Annotated in this window: 14 protein-coding genes; 5 read left to right on the forward strand and 9 right to left on the reverse strand. The window is 72.6% G+C overall.

Annotation, left to right across the window (positions count from 1 at the left end; all coding sequences use genetic code 11):
* Positions 1–214 precede the first annotated feature (214 nt).
* The 3 genes from BM430_RS00830 to BM430_RS00840 form a co-directional block, all read right to left on the reverse strand.
* Positions 215–919, reverse strand: coding sequence for a response regulator transcription factor (locus BM430_RS00830; protein ID WP_093564735.1), 705 nt, complete (start codon positions 917–919; stop codon positions 215–217).
* Positions 920–941: 22 nt separating this feature from the next.
* Positions 942–2,558: a sensor histidine kinase gene (locus BM430_RS00835; protein ID WP_093564362.1), complete on the reverse strand. Its 1,617-nt coding sequence runs from the start codon at positions 2,556–2,558 to the stop codon at positions 942–944.
* A 148-nt stretch (positions 2,559–2,706) separates the two neighbouring features.
* A complete protein-coding gene (locus BM430_RS00840; RefSeq protein WP_093564364.1) occupies positions 2,707–3,663 on the reverse strand; it encodes an NAD(P)H-binding protein in 957 nt (318 codons plus the stop codon).
* A 91-nt stretch (positions 3,664–3,754) separates the two neighbouring features.
* Here BM430_RS00840 and BM430_RS00845 point away from each other — a divergent pair, with 91 nt between their 5' ends.
* Positions 3,755–4,636, forward strand: a complete 882-nt coding sequence (locus BM430_RS00845) for a LysR family transcriptional regulator (protein ID WP_093564366.1) — start codon at positions 3,755–3,757, stop codon at positions 4,634–4,636.
* A gap of 18 nt (positions 4,637–4,654) precedes the next feature.
* Here BM430_RS00845 and ftsY read toward each other — a convergent pair whose 3' ends face one another.
* Positions 4,655–6,151 carry a signal recognition particle-docking protein FtsY gene (ftsY, locus tag BM430_RS00850; protein WP_093564368.1) on the reverse strand — a complete coding sequence of 499 codons (1,497 nt, stop codon included), beginning with the start codon at positions 6,149–6,151 and terminating at the stop codon, positions 4,655–4,657.
* A 114-nt stretch (positions 6,152–6,265) separates the two neighbouring features.
* Here ftsY and BM430_RS00855 point away from each other — a divergent pair, with 114 nt between their 5' ends.
* A complete protein-coding gene (locus BM430_RS00855) occupies positions 6,266–6,958 on the forward strand; it encodes an RluA family pseudouridine synthase (RefSeq protein ID WP_093564370.1) in 693 nt (230 codons plus the stop codon).
* Between the two features lie 239 nt (positions 6,959–7,197).
* Here the strand turns inward: BM430_RS00855 and mtaB are convergent, their stop codons facing one another.
* Positions 7,198–8,430: a tRNA (N(6)-L-threonylcarbamoyladenosine(37)-C(2))-methylthiotransferase MtaB gene (gene mtaB, locus BM430_RS00860; RefSeq protein WP_093564372.1), complete on the reverse strand. Its 1,233-nt coding sequence runs from the start codon at positions 8,428–8,430 to the stop codon at positions 7,198–7,200.
* Positions 8,427–9,314: a diaminopimelate epimerase gene (gene dapF / locus BM430_RS00865; protein WP_093564374.1), complete on the reverse strand. Its 888-nt coding sequence runs from the start codon at positions 9,312–9,314 to the stop codon at positions 8,427–8,429. The genes mtaB and dapF overlap by 4 nt, the downstream gene beginning before the upstream one ends.
* A 208-nt stretch (positions 9,315–9,522) precedes the next feature.
* Here dapF and BM430_RS00870 point away from each other — a divergent pair, with 208 nt between their 5' ends.
* The gene (locus BM430_RS00870; RefSeq protein WP_244539258.1) at positions 9,523–10,302 is read left to right on the forward strand and encodes a GyrI-like domain-containing protein; all 780 of its coding nucleotides are present in this window, start codon (positions 9,523–9,525) and stop codon (positions 10,300–10,302) included.
* A gap of 167 nt (positions 10,303–10,469) precedes the next feature.
* On the opposite strand, the gene BM430_RS00875 is transcribed toward BM430_RS00870, so the two are convergent.
* From BM430_RS00875 to BM430_RS00885, 3 genes are read right to left on the reverse strand one after another with little or no spacing between them, the layout of a single operon-like run.
* Positions 10,470–11,057, reverse strand: a complete 588-nt coding sequence (locus BM430_RS00875; RefSeq protein WP_093564736.1) for a DsbE family thiol:disulfide interchange protein — start codon at positions 11,055–11,057, stop codon at positions 10,470–10,472.
* 11 nt (positions 11,058–11,068) lie between these two features.
* A complete protein-coding gene (gene ccmD, locus BM430_RS00880; protein WP_093564378.1) occupies positions 11,069–11,227 on the reverse strand; it encodes a heme exporter protein CcmD in 159 nt (52 codons plus the stop codon).
* A gap of 5 nt (positions 11,228–11,232) precedes the next feature.
* Positions 11,233–11,994 (reverse strand): heme ABC transporter permease CcmC, encoded by a 762-nt coding sequence (locus BM430_RS00885; RefSeq protein ID WP_177302891.1) that lies wholly within the window; start codon positions 11,992–11,994, stop codon positions 11,233–11,235.
* A 185-nt stretch (positions 11,995–12,179) separates the two neighbouring features.
* On the opposite strand from BM430_RS00885, the gene BM430_RS00890 reads away from it, so the two are divergent.
* Positions 12,180–12,353, forward strand: coding sequence for a DUF1328 domain-containing protein (locus tag BM430_RS00890; RefSeq protein ID WP_093564380.1), 174 nt, complete (start codon positions 12,180–12,182; stop codon positions 12,351–12,353).
* A 46-nt stretch (positions 12,354–12,399) separates the two neighbouring features.
* A complete protein-coding gene (locus tag BM430_RS00895) occupies positions 12,400–12,858 on the forward strand; it encodes a GNAT family N-acetyltransferase (RefSeq protein ID WP_093564382.1) in 459 nt (152 codons plus the stop codon).
* The last annotated feature ends 4 nt before the right edge of the window (positions 12,859–12,862 follow it).

Genomic DNA, 12,862 nt, shown 5'->3' on the forward strand with positions numbered 1-12,862 from the left:
TCTCCTGAGCGGCGGAACCCTCTAAGAGGTTCCTAAGACTTTGAGATGACAGTGTTTTCCGTCACCCCGGGATATATCGGCAATCAGTGCTCGGAGCGCAAGCGCTATTTTGCCGAATTCCCGGGACGGACGGGGTCGGGTCTTCTCAGACCGGTCTTATTGTGCATGACGGCCAGCGGCTTGGCCAGCATCGATCGCGCCCAAAATAATTTCGTCACTGACGGAATCCGGCCTCGTGCAGGTCGAGCATGAAACCGCGGCCGCGCACGGTGACGAGGCTCGGGCCGCCGGCCCGGACGATGTCGGCGAGCTTGGTGCGCAGGTAGCCGACATAGACGTCGACCACGTTGAGGGAGAGGCCGCCCTGGCTCGCCCAGAGCCGGTCGAAGATGTCGCCCCGCGTCACCGGCCGGCTCGCCTGCTCCATCAGGATCGCCAGCAATTCAGCCTCGCGCTGGGTCAGGCGGGCGGTGACCTCGCCGAAGCGGACCTGCCGGGTGGCGAGGTCGAGGGAGAGGCGCCCGGCGCTGACGAGCGTGCGCGCTTCGCCCGTGACGCGCCGCCGCTGCAGGTGGGTGCGCAGGCGCGCGAGCAATTCGTCGAACACGAACGGCTTGACGATGTAGTCGTCGGCCCCGACCGCGAGGCCGTCGACCCGGTCGCCGACCTCGTCCTTGGCGCTCAAGAACAGGATCGCCCCCGGATAGCCGCCCTCGCGCAGGCTCCGGCAGACGTCGTGGCCCGAACCGTCCGGCAGCATGTTGTCGAGGAGCACCGCCTCCGGCACCCGCTCGCGGGCCGCCGCCAGCGCCTCGTCGACCCCGCCGGCAAGGTCGACGGCGAAACCCTCGGCGGAGAGCCCCCGCGCCAGCATGGCGCGGATGTCGCCGTCATCCTCGACGATGAGCACGCTCGTCATGCGCGCCGCCCCGGTCGCCCGGTCATGCCGCATCCTCCCTCGTCTCCTCGCCGGGCAGCTCCAGGGTGACCCTGGCGCCGAACGCCCGGCCACCGTCCCGGCCACCGTCCCGGCCTCTTGGATCCCCCGATTCCAGGCGGATCGCCCCATCATGGCGCTCAACCACCCAGCGCGCCAGTGCGAGCCCGATGCCGAAGCCGGACGAGCCCGAGCCGGGCCCGTCCCCGCGACGGAAGCGCTCGAACAGGACGTCGGCCTCGGCCGGAAAGCCCGGGCCGTCATCGGTCACCGTGATGGCGGCGCCGTGGCCGTTTGCGGTGAAGCCGACGCTCACCCGGGTCGCGCCGGCGGCGTGGCGGAGAGCGTTGTCGATCAGCCCCTCGACGATCTGGCGCAGCCACTCGGCATCGGCCAGGACCTCGACGTCGGCGGCACTCGGTTCCAGGACGAGTGCGACGCGGCGGCGCCCGGCCTCCGGCGCGCAGCTCTCCACCGCCTCGGTTAAGGTGGCGGCGAGGCTGACCGGGCGGCGCTCCAGCGCGATCTGGCCGGATTCCGAGCGGGCGACCCGCAGCATGTCGCCGACCCGGCGGTGCAGCCGCAGGGCCCGCTTGCGGATGGTGGCGATGACCGGCCGGAACGGGTCGGGCGTGTCGGGGGAGCGGGCGGCGAGGTCGCACTCGCCGAGGATCACGGTGAGCGGCGTGCGCAGCTCGTGGCTGACATCGGCGAAGAAGCGTCGGCGCGAGCGGTCGATCTCCTCCAGCCGCGCATTGGCGCCGCGCAGGTCGGCGGTGGCGCGGGCGACGATCTCCTCCAAGGCCGCCCGGTCGGCGGCGACCCGGGTCTCGCGCCGCTTCAGCCGCGCCGCCATCCGGTTGAAGCTCGCGACGAGCAGGCCCAGCTCGTCGCGGCTCGCGACGGTCAGGCGGGTGTCGAGCTCGCCCCGGCCGATCGCCGCGGCGCCGGCCCGGATCGCCTCGATCCGGCGCAGGATCGGACGGGTCAGGCTCTGGTGCAGCAGGACGAGGAGCAGCACGATCACCAGGGCCGCCGCCACCGCGACGCCGCGCATCCGCGCCGCCAGCGTCCGGACCTCCGCCGCAGAGGCCTCGACCGCCCGGCGCTCGGCCTCGACCAGGAAGGTGAGGGGCTGGCCCGTGACCGCCCCGAAGGCGTTCAGCGCCCCCCGGATCCCGTCGGCGCGCCGGCCGGAATCCGGCTCGCGCTGGATCTGCGCCACCTGCCGGTCGAGCATGGCGCGGGCGGCGCGCAGGCGGGCGAGCGGCCGGGACCGGGCGGTGTACTGCGCCCGGTCGAGGACGCCGCCGGCCCCGGCGACCGCCCGGCTCAACCCCTCGTCGACGGCGTTCAGCGCCCGGTCGACCTCGTTGCGGGCATTGGCCAGCCGCTCGGGCCGACCCGGATTGTCGCTCACCGCCTCGACCGAGGCGAGGCCGAACTCGGTCAGGCGCCCGGACAATTCCGCGATCAGCTCGAGCCTCACCTGCGCGTCGAGCGTCGCGTCGAGGGTGCGCTCGGCGGCATGCATCGCCCCGTAGAGGCCGAGGGCCGCCAGCACCACGAGGGCGGCGGCGCTGCCGACGAGCAGGCCGAAACGTAACCTGAGCGATCCCATTCCGGGTCTGTCCTCATCTCCCTGCTCATCATCCTGCACGGGATCGCGAGCGAGGGCGAGGCGCCGATCGGTATGGCTCCCGCCTCGCGAAAGGACCCGTGGCTGGGGGGAGCCGTGGCGCGGCGTCGGGGCCTGATCTGGTCTCGACTCACCTCTGCTCCGGCAAGCAGCCGAGCCCCGCCAGCGTCTCGCGCACCGCCTCGTCCAGCGGCGTGTGCGGCTCGCTCCCGAGGAACGCCACCAGCCCGGCATTGCTCATCCGCAACGGCTCCCGCCACAGGTAGCGCATCTCGCGGATCTCCCGCGCCAGAGGCCAGACTGGCGCGGCCAGCGGCAGGAGGCCCCAGGGGAAGCGCCGCACCGGCACCCGGCGGCCGACGACGCGGGCGATGGCGGCGATCATCTGCCGGCCATCCGGGTCCCAGTGGCCCTCCATGTTGAAGGCCGCGACGCGGGGAAGCTCGGCCTCGCGGGCGGCCAGCCGCACCATTGTCTCGGCGACGTCGGGCAGGTAGGCCCATTGGTGGCCGATGCCCGGCGTGCCGGGATCGAGCACCCGGCGCACCGGCCGGCCCGGCCGCACCAGGGCCGAGGAGAACCAGGAATTGGCGGTGGTGCGCGGCCCGAAGAAGTCGCCGGCCCGCACGACCAGGCTACGTATCCCTGAATCCCGCAGGCGCTGCTCCATGGCGATGCGGATGCGGCCCTTGGGCGTACGGGGCGTCTGGGGGGCGCCGTCGCCCGGGTTCGAGCCTGCGTCGCGGCCGTAGACGTAGACGTTTCCGGGCAGGAGCAGGCGGGCGTCGGCGGCCCCGGCCGCCGCGATCGAGGCGTCGAGCATCGGCAGGACCAGCCGGTCCCAGTCGCGGTAGCCGGGTGGGTTGACCGCGTGGACGATCAGCGCCGCGCCGGCGGCGGCCGCGACCACGTCCGCGGGCACCATCGCGTCGCCCCGCATCCAGGCGAAGCCATCCGCTTCCCGCCGCACCCGGGCGGGATCGCGGTGCAGGGCCCGCACGGTCCAGCCTTCCGTCGCGAGGCACCGCGCCACCGCGCTGCCCACCCCGCCCGTCGCGCCCAGCACCAGGGCCAATCTCGTCGTCATCGCGCGCTCCTCGTTCGCCACGAGGGGGATGTGCCAGGGCGGCGGGGATACGAAAATTGCCGAAGTCCGACGATCGGCTATACGGTTTCGCATGACCGAGCCGAGCTGGGACCATTATCGCGCCGCGCTCGCCGTGCTGGAGGAGGGCTCGCTCTCCGGCGCGGCGCGGGCGCTCGGCCTGACCCAGCCGACCCTCGGCCGGCAGATCGCGGCCCTGGAGCAGGCGCTCGGCGTCGCCCTGTTCACCCGCTCGCCCACCGGGCTGTCACCGACCGAGGCGGCCCTGACCCTGGCGCCCTACGCCGCCTCCCTGAAGGCGACCGCGGGCGCCTTGCGCCGGGCGGTGACGGGGGAAGCCGAGGGCCTGTCGGGCCGGGTGCGGATCACCGCCTCGGAGGTGGTCGGCGCCGAGGTGCTGCCGCCGATCCTCGCCGCGCTGCACGCGCGCCATCCCGGCCTCGCCCTCGACGTGGTGCTCTCCGACCGGATGCAGGACCTGCTGCGGCGCGACGCCGACATCGCGATCCGCATGGCGCCGCCGACGCAAGGGGCACTGGTGGCGCGCCGGGTCGGCACGGTGGATCTGGGCCTCTACGGGCATCGCCGCTACCTCGACCGGCGCGGCGTGCCGGAGAATCCGGCGGATCTCGCCCGCCACAGCGTGATCGGCTTCGACGCCGAGACGCCGTTCCTGCGCGCGATGATGCGGGCGGCGCCCGCCCTCGGCGAGACGCCCTTTGCCTGGCGCAGCGACAGCACGCTGGCGCAGCTCGCGGCGCTCCGGGCCGGCTTCGGCCTCGGTGCCTGCCACACGGCGCTCGCCGCCCGCGACCCGGACCTGGTTCGGGTGCTGCCGGAGCTGGTCTGGGCGTTGCCGACCTTCGTGGCGATGCACGAGGACCTGCGCGCCTTGCGCCGCTGCCGGGTGGCCTTCGACGCGCTGGCGGAGGGGATGGCGGCCTATTGCGCGTAAGCGAGGGCGCCTTTCGGCTCACCCCTTGTCGAGACCGGCGATCGCCCGGGCGAAGTCCCGCGCCGCGAAGGGCTCCAGGTCGTCGACCCCCTCGCCGACGCCGATATAGTGCACCGGCAGGCCGAACTTGGCGGCGAGCGCCACCAGGATGCCGCCGCGCGCCGTGCCGTCGAGCTTCGTCATGACGAGACCGGTGACCCCCGCCATCTTCTGGAACGTCTCGACCTGGCTGAGCGCGTTCTGGCCCACCGTGGCGTCGAGGACGAGGAGCACGGCGTGGGGCGTCTCGGCGTCGAGCTTGCGGATCACCCGGATCACCTTCTCGAGCTCGGCCATCAGCCCGGCCTTGTTCTGGAGCCGGCCGGCGGTGTCGATCAGCAGGATGTCGGTGCCGGCGTCGCGGGCGGCCTGGAGGGCGTCGTAGGCGAGGCCGGCGGCGTCCGAGCCCTGCGGGCGGGCCACCACCGGCGCGCCCGTGCGCTCGCCCCAGACCCGCAGCTGCTCGATCGCCGCGGCGCGGAAGGTGTCGCCGGCGGCCAGCATCACGCTGTGCCCCTGCGCCCGGAACTTTTGCGTGAGCTTGCCGATCGTCGTGGTCTTGCCGGCGCCGTTGACGCCGATCATCAGGATCACGAACGGCTTCTTCGTCGTGTCGATGACGAGCGGCTGGGCCACCGGGGCGAGGGCGCGCTCGACCTCGGTCGCCAGGATCGCCCGCACCTCGTCGGGGGCGATACCTTTCTCGTAGCGGCCCTTGCCGACCGCCTCGGCGATGCGGGTCGCGGTCTCGAGGCCGAAATCGGCCTGGATCAGCGCGTCCTCCAGCTCCTCCAGGGTGTCGGCGTCGAGCTTGCGCTTGGTGAACAGCCCGGTCACCCGGTCGGACAGGGCCGAGGAGGTGCGCTTGAGGCCACCGGTCAGCCGGCCCCACCAGCTGCGCTTCTCCGCCGGCGCCTCGGTCTCCGCCGGGGGCTGGTAGATCACGAGCGCGGCGGGTTCGGAGTCGAGGGTCTCGGGATCCTGGATCGCGGATTCCTGAAGCTCAGGTTCCAGAACCTCGGACTCTTGGATCCCGGGCTCCTGGACCCCGGCCTCTTGGACCCCGAACTCTTGGACCCCGGCCTCTTGGACCTCGAATTCCTGGATCTCGGCCTCGGGCGTGTCGTCCGTCGCGGGCTCGGGAGCCGCCGGCACCTGGCCCTCCGGCTGCACGCCCTCGACCGGCTCCAGGTCGGCCCCGGCCAGCTCGTCGGGCAGGTCGTGCTCCGGCTCGGTGTCGGGCGAGGCTTCCGTCACGGTCGGCGGCGCCGGCAGCACCTCGTCGGCGCCGGTGGCGAAATCGGGCACGCCCTCCGACAGGGTGCCGGTCGGCTCCGTCGGCATCGTTTCGGCGGCATCGGGCGCGGCACTCGTCTCGGGAGCGGCGGCGGGCGTCTCGGCAGGAGTCTCCGCCGGCGTCTCGGCCTTGCGTCCGAGCAGTCGGCCCAACCAGCCCGGCTTCTTGGTGTCACTCATCCGCACTTGCTCCCGACCCACCGGACGATCTAGGGCGGCCTGCCCCGAACTTCGCCCGCCATCCGCCGCTACTGCGACAGGCTCATGATCCCAAGGCCCATGATTGAAAGGCCCATGATCGTCGACGACATACTCTCGCGGCTCCTCTACCGCGATGCCCTGGTGCTCGTCATCGACAAGCCGGCGGGTTTGCCGGTCCATCCCGGGCCGAAGGGCGGCGAGACCCTGACCCAGCACCTCGACGCCCTGCGCTTCGGCCTGCCGCGCCGCCCGGAGGCCGCCCACCGCCTCGACCGCGACACCTCCGGCTGCCTGGCCCTCGGCCGCCACGCCAAGGCGCTGGCCCGGCTGAACGCCCTGTTCGCGCGGGGCCAAGCGGAGAAGACCTACTGGGCGCTGGTCGAGGGCGGTCCGTCGGAGGAGACCGGCGAGATCGACCTGCCGCTGATGCGCCGCTCCGACGATCCGCGCAGCTGGTGGATGAAGACCGATCCCGCCGGCGACCCGTCGCTCACCCGCTGGCGGGTGATGGGGCGCGATCCGGCCGCCGGGCGGACCTGGCTGGCGCTGACCCCGGTGACCGGGCGCACCCACCAGCTGCGGGTGCATTGCGCCGCGATGGGCTGGCCGATCCTCGGTGATCCGATCTACGGCAGCGCCCCGCGCCAGGGCGGGCCGGGGCTGCAGCTCCACGCGCGGGCGCTCGCCCTGCCGCTCTATCCGAAGAAGCCGGCGATCACGGTCGAGGCGCCGGCGCCGGGGCACATGCGGGAGGGGTTGCGGGGGTGCGGGATGGGGGAGGGGTGACGGTTCGGGGTGCTTTCGACCCTCGCCGTTTCGTCCCACCCGCGCCACTCCACTACTCTCTTCGTCATCCCGGGGCCGCGTAGCGGAACCCGGGATCCATAACCGCCGAGAGTGCAGAACCCAGCTCGGCGCGCTCCGCTTCATCCTGAAGCGTCAGCGGTTATGGATCCCGGGTTCTCGACTGCGTCGAGCTCCGGGATGACGATGGAAAACTGCAAGACTGGCGTAGAGGACATGACTCACGCCGCCCGCAACACCCGCCCGTCATGCCCGGCGATCCGCAGGTCGACCAGCACGCCCGCTTCCACCCCCTCCGGCAGCCGCACCGGCAAGAAACCTTCCGTTCGCCCGGTGCCGCCGCGCTCGGCGAGCACCCGGCGGGTCTCGCCCACCTCGCGGTCGAGGCGGCGGGCGAAGGCCGCGGCGCCGGCCTCGCGCAGGCGCGCGGCCCGGTCGCGGATCTCGGCCGAGGCGACCTGCGGCATCCGGGCGGCCGGGGTGCCGGGGCGGGGGGAGTAGGGGAAGACGTGGAGCTGCGCGAGGCCGCATTCCTCGACGAGGGCGAGGGAGCGGGCGAACTGGGCCTCGGTCTCGGTCGGGAAGCCGGCGATGAGGTCGGCGCCGAACACCGCGTCGGGGCGTAGACGACGGATCTCGGCGCAGAACCGGATCGCGTCGTCGCGGCCGTGGCGGCGCTTCATGCGCTTGAGGATCAGGTCGTCGCCGGCCTGAAGCGAGAGGTGGAGATGCGGCATCAGCCGCGGCTCCTCGGCGAAGGCCGCGACCAGATCCGGATCGGCCTCGACGGAATCGATCGAGGACAGGCGCAGGCGGTCGAGCGCCGGCACCGCGCGCAGGATCGCCCGCACCAGGCCGCCGAGGGTGAATTCACCGAGGTCGCGGCCATAGGCCGTCAGGTCGACGCCGGTGAGCACCACCTCGCGGGTGCCCTGCTCGACCAGGGCGCGGACCTGCGCCACGGCCGCCGCCACCGGCACCGAGCGCGAGTTGCCGCGGCCGAACGGGATGACGCAGAAGGTGCAGCGATGGTCGCAGCCGTTCTGCACCGGCAGGAAGGCGCGGGTGCGCGCCCGCATCGGCGTCGCCTCGGGCAGCGGGTCGGCACCCGGCGCCATCACGTCGTCGATCCGCACCCGCTCGGGCGAGGCATCGGCCCAGATTGCGGGATCGAGCTTGCGCCGGTTGCCGAGGATCTCCGCCACCTCCGGCATGGCGGCGTAGGCCTCGGTCTCGACCTGCGCGCCGCACCCGGTCACCACCACCCGCGACGCGGGGTTGGCCCGCACGGCGGCCCGGATCGCCTTGCGGGCCTGCCGCCCGGCCTCGCTCGTGACCGCGCAGGTATTGACGAGGAGAAGGTCGGTGCGTCCCGCGTCTTCCGCCTGCCGGCGCATCGCCTCCGATTCGGCGGCGTTGAGGCGGCAGCCGAAGCTCAGGACCTCGACGCTCACGCGGCCGCCTCGAACAGCGTGGGCGCGAAGGTACCCTCGTGTTCCAGCTCGGTCGGGCCGGTCATGCGGACGTGGTCGTCCTCGCCCCAGACGATGCGCAGGTCGCCGCCGGGCAGCGTCACGGTGGCGTCGCGGCCGGTGAGGCGCAGGCGCGCGGCCGCGACCAGGGTGGCGCAGGCGGCGGTGCCGCAGGCCCGCGTCAGCCCGGCGCCGCGCTCCCAGACCCGCAGGCGGATGTGGGCGCGATCGATCACCTGGGCGATGGAGATATTGGCCCGGTCCGGGAAGATCGGGTGCGATTCGAGCAGCGGGCCAACCCGGCCGAGATCGTAGGTGTCGGGATCGCGCTCGACGAAGAACACGGCGTGCGGGTTGCCCATGCTGACCGCGCCCGGCGAGTGCAGCACCGGATCGTCGATCGGTCCGACCTGCAATTCGATGCGGCGGGTGTCGGGAAAGGGCTCGGCGAGGGGGATCTCGTGCCAGGCCAGCCGCGGCGCCCCCATGTCGACGGTGAAATCCACCGCCGACACCCGCACGACCTCGAGGAGCCCGGGCCGCGTCTCGATCACCAGGTGCTCTCCGAGGGTCGGACGCGCGATGACGGGATCGTCCAGCATCGCCCAGGCGACGCAGCGGGTGCCGTTGCCGCAGGCGCCGGCCTCCGAGCCGTCGGTGTTGTAGATCCGCACGAAGGCGTCCGTGCCCGGGGTGACGGGATCGTGCAGCACCATCATCTGGTCGAAGCGCGACGCCGGGTCGGCGGCGATGGCGCGGGCCTCCTCCGGCCGGACCCGGATGTCGCTGCCGCGCAGGTCCAGCACCACGATCTCGTTGCCGAGCCCGTTCATCTTCAGGAAGCGGCGATGGGCGAGGGGGGACACGGGCGGGATTCTCCGGCAGGCGGGGCTGAGATGGGGTCGGGGCGGTGTATGGACCAGAACCGGCGCGGGGGCGAGCCGGGCGGGCTTCGGTTCGAAAACGGTGTCCTCACGCTCTCGCGATGTGCCCGCAACGGCTTTGCGCTTGACGCGTTCGATCCGGCCGGCGATGCCGGCCCACGCTGAAGCCGCCCGGAGCGCTCCGCCCGTGATGAAGACCCGCTTCCCGACGATCGCTCTCGGCCTCGCGGCCTGCTTGGCCTGCGGCGCGCCGGTTCTGGCCCAGCAGCCCGCCCCGGCGCCCGCGCCGTCGCCGGCCGCGCCACCGGACGGCACCCCGTCGCCGGCGCAATCGACCCCGCTGCCGACCACGACGGCACCCGGCCCGGGCCCGGGGACCAACCAGGCCCCGACCCCGCCAGCGCCCGAGAAGGCGCTGCCGCCCGCGGCGCAAGTGCCCCCCTCCACGCAAGTGCCCCCGGCCGCCGGGCGCCCGCCGCTGGTCGCCAATCCGGGCGACCCCTCCGACGTCGACGAGGTGACGCTGCCGGCCAAGCCCGCCGCGATCCTCTCCGGCAACGCCAAGTGGGACCAGGCGCTGCCGAGCCTCAAGGACGCCATCGCCAAGGTCGAGGCGGCGCTCGCCCAAGCCGGCATCAAGGCCAACGGCAAGCCGATCTCGGTCTTCACCCGCACCGACGACGACGGCTTCCAGTTCGAGGTCATGGTGCCGGTCGAGGCCGCCCCGACTCCGCGCCCGGCCGGCCTGCCGGACGACCTGCGCTTCGGCGCGACGCCGAGCGGCAAGGCCCTGCGCTTCACCCACAAGGGCTCCTACGAGGGCATCGACCAGACCTACGAGACGGTGACGGCCTATCTCGACGCCAAGGGCATCCTCGTCCAGGACGCCTTCGTGGAGGAGTACCTGACCCCGCTCGGGGGTGCGTCGGACGATGCGCTGGAGGTGAATATCTACGCGCTGCCCAAATGACGGGCGTTTGCAAGATGATGGACGTTCAGGAGACAGCCCGCGTCTTGCTGCGACAGTATTCACACCCACAGGGTCAATCCCGGGTTCCGCTGCGCGGCCCCGGGATTGACACCGAGGGATTAGGATCCCTCGAGACATCGAAGGGCCGCCACAGCGCCCGCCCTCCGCTACTGCATCGCCCGCACCCGGGCGAGGAACGCATCGTAGTTCTCCGGCGTCAGGATCCCGACGAGCTTCTCGCGAATGCGCCCGTCCGGCCCGATCACGAAGGTTTCCGGCACGCCGTAGACCCCGAGATCGATGCCGACGCGGCCGGCCTCGTCGGCGCCCACCGCCCGGAACGGATTGCCGTGGCGGCCGAGGAAGCGGCGGCCGTTCTCGGGCTGGTCCTTGTAGTCGATGCCGACGAGGTTCACCCCGTCGCGGGACAGCCGCACCAGCATCGGATGCTCGACCTGGCACGGCGCGCACCACGAGGCCCAGACGTTCAGCACCGTCACCTTGCCCTTGAGGTCGGCGGCGGACAGGCCCGGCACCGCGGCGCCGTCCTGCCGGGTCAGGCCGGGGACCGGCGGCAGGGCGAAATCCGGGACCGGGCGGCCGATCAGGACCGAGGGGATGGCCGAGGGGTCGTAGCCGGTGGTGAGGAGCTTGCCGAGGAAGATCCCGGCCAGCGCCGCGAAAGCCAGGAGCGGCAACAGGAACAGCAGCCGGCCGCGGCGCGGTGCCTCCTCGGTCTCCTCGACCGGTTGCACGGGGGCGTCGCTCACCGGCGGCCCCGCGGTGCCGGTTCCTGTGCCAGCCGGGCGAGCGCCCGCTCCTGCGCCCGCCGGTCGAGGAATGCGTGGGCGACGAGGCCGAGGATCACCAGGGCGGTGAAGCCGTAGGCGCCGAGGATGAAGGCGGCGTGAGGTCCGAGATCCATGCGGGTCAGGCCGCCTGCGGCGCGAGGAGCGCGGCGTCGAGCCGCTCGGCCTCGAGGATCGTGAGGGTGCGGACGCGCCGGCGCAGGATCTCGGTGCGCATCGCCTGGAGGTGCAGGGCGATGCCGAGCACGGAGGCAGCGGCGATCATCACCAGCAGGGGATAGAGCATGGTCGGGTGGATGGTCGGCCCGCCCATCCGCAGGATCGAGGCGGGCTGGTGCAGCGTCGACCACCAGTTCACCGAGAACTTGATGATCGGCAGGTTGACGGCGCCGACGAGGGTCAGGATCGCCACCGCCCGGGCGGCCCGGTTCGGGTCCTCGATCGTCCGCCACAGGGCGAGCAGCCCGCAATAGATCAGGAACAGCACCAGCATCGAGGTCAGGCGCGCGTCCCAGACCCAGTAGGTGCCCCACATCGGCTTGCCCCAAAGCGAGCCGGTGACGAGGCAGATCAGCGTGAAGGCAGCGCCGATCGGGGCGGCGGCGCGCTGCGCCACGTCGGCCAGCGGATGGCGCCAGATCAGGGTGCCGAGCGCCGAGACCGCCATGGTGCCGTAGAAGAACACCGCCATCCAGGCCGCCGGCACGTGGATGTACATGATCCGCACCGTCTCGCCCTGCTGGTAGTCGGGCGGGGCCACGAACCAGGTCATGTACTGGCCGACCGCCAGCAGCAGAACCGCGAGGCCCGCCACCCAGGGCAGGAGGGACCCGGACCAGCGCATGAAGTGGCCGGGCTGCGCCAGCCGCGTGAGACGACCCATCGCCTTGGGACCCATCGCCTTGGCATCCATCGACATCGGGCCTGGGTGTAGCGCGCGGAGGCGCCCTTCAGCAATGCGGACGAACGGCGCAGCCGGGTCGGGCAGGGAGCGGTGGACGGCCCGGAACGAAGCGTGGCGGTGGCGGTTATCGCAGCGACTTTTTCTCGGACCGGAGTGCTCCCGCCATGTTGAAATGGGCGATCATCTTCTTCGTGATCTCGCTGGTGGCCGGCGCGCTCGGCTTCACCAACGTGGCGTCCGGCGCTCGCGGCATCGCGCGGCTGCTGTTCGGGCTGTTCCTGGTGATCGCCGTGGTGATCGTGATCGCTGCGGTGCTGATGGGGCAGGCGGTGTTCTAGGCCGGTCGCGGCGCCCCCGGTGCGCGGCGCCGGGGGAGGGTTGGCGATGGCCTTCACGATACGCCCGGCTTTGCGGGACGACGCGGCGGAGATCAGCCGCGTCGTCCTCTCGGCGCTGCACGGGAGCAATGCGCGCGATTACGGCCCGGAGACCATCGCGCGGTTCGCCCGGAACTTCACCCCGGATGGAATCACCGCGCAGATCGCGGAGCGACAGGTCTTAGTCGCGATGGAGGGGGGGCGCCTCGTCGGCACGGCGAGCCGCGACGGCCATGTCGTGCGCGCCGTCTTCGTCGCCCCCGACGCGCAAGCGGGTGGCATTGGCCGAGCGCTGATGGCCGCGGTGGAGCGGGCGGCCGAGGAGGCGGGCGTCGCTACCCTGACCCTGCAATCGTCGTTGACCGCGACAGGCTTCTACAACCGGCTCGGCTACCGGGCCGCGCGGGAGAACCTGCACGGCGAGGAGCGGACGATCATCATGGAGAAGCGGCTGACGGGCGGATAGCCCG

The sequence above is a fragment of the Methylobacterium sp. 174MFSha1.1 genome (genome assembly GCF_900116815.1).
In the GTDB taxonomy this organism is placed as follows: domain Bacteria; phylum Pseudomonadota; class Alphaproteobacteria; order Rhizobiales; family Beijerinckiaceae; genus Methylobacterium.